Source organism: Microcoleus sp. Z1_B2, assembly GCF_036700325.1.
Classification (GTDB): Bacteria; Cyanobacteriota; Cyanobacteriia; order Cyanobacteriales; family Microcoleaceae; genus Microcoleus.
The window spans coordinates 1-1,188 of record NZ_JAUBOQ010000117.1 but is presented as its reverse complement, the minus strand read 5'-3'; the positions used below and the strand labels follow the sequence as shown (position 1 = coordinate 1,188).

The following is a 1,188-nucleotide window of genomic DNA, read 5'->3' as shown; positions in this document are numbered from 1 at the left end:
GGGAGCATCCCGATTTTGTAAAAGTGCTATCCAGAGAGGATAATAGGTAGAGCGTCAACGGAAGCGTGAACTGCATTTGTAGGAGGAGTGGCTATGACCCCTGAACAGAAGGAGCGTTTAAAAGCTTGTGCTGCTGAGATTGCCGAGATTATGTACACAAATACTCCGGTCTCAGAATTATCAAGTCTGGAAACAATCGAAAAGCATATTCGAGAGCAATGGCTAGAATTAGTCGGGCCCGAGGTTGGTTTTTTTTTATCAAACAGGCAACAGGAACAGAATCAGGACGGTCTCGCACAGTAAAAAGTTGCATTGGTAAGCTAATAATTACTGAAAAACAAGCCGAAAAATTGGGAGTCAAAAAATCTACTCGTTTAGCTCCATTATTTGAAAAATGCTGCCTCCGTCAGGTGGCTAATCTCTCTTATGAGAAAGCTGAGAGTGAAATAGAAGCCCAGACGGGAGTGCATATAGGTCACACTTGTTTACACCGATTAGTGGAAAAGCAAGAATGGGCGTCCAGAATAGCTACTTCGGAGGTAAAGGAAACCAGTGTGGATGGGGGGAAAGTGCGTCTGAGAAAAGAAGAGGGAGAGGGCAGTCACTGGCTTGACTATAAGGCTGTGCGACTGCACGACAGTTATTACGGGGCATTTTTTCTTGACAATCAAGCGTTAATTAATTATGTGAACAGTCAGCCTTTATCAGAGGTACTAACCTGTTTGGGGGATGGTCATGATGGCATTTGGAATATTATTGTCCAGTTGAATCCTGACGGGGCGCGGCGGGAAATTTTAGATTGGTATCACTTAGTTGAAAATCTATGTAAGGTCGGTGGCTCGTTGAAGCGTCGGGCGCAGGGTAAGGAGTTTCTGTGGCAAGGACGAGTCGAGGAAACCATCAATTTATTTAAGTCTTGCCGTCAAAAACAAGCCCAGAACTTTTGTGCTTATTTGGAGAAGCATCGTCGGCGGATTGTTAACTACGAGCAATTGTCAACACAAAAGGTTTGCTCGATCGGTTCCGGAGCTGTAGAGTCGGCAGTAAAACAAATTGATAGAAGGTTGAAAATTTCAGGAGCGCAGTGGTTGATGAAAAATGTTAATCAAATGCTTAAGCTTCGGTGCGCCTACCTTAACGGATCAATATCCGTTTGATGATCAAAAGCGCAAAACCGGGATGCTCCCA

The 1,188-nt window shown here is 44.4% G+C and carries 1 protein-coding gene; it reads left to right on the top strand.

Annotation, left to right across the window (positions count from 1 at the left end):
- Positions 1-93 precede the first annotated feature (93 nt).
- Positions 94-1,157 (top strand): ISKra4 family transposase gene (locus QT984_RS29695; RefSeq protein ID WP_333058678.1). Its coding sequence is split into 2 segments (ribosomal slippage): positions 94-247 and positions 247-1,157, totalling 1,065 coding nucleotides; the frame shifts between segments, so codons are not numbered across the junction.
- Positions 1,158-1,188: the final 31 nt, after the last annotated feature.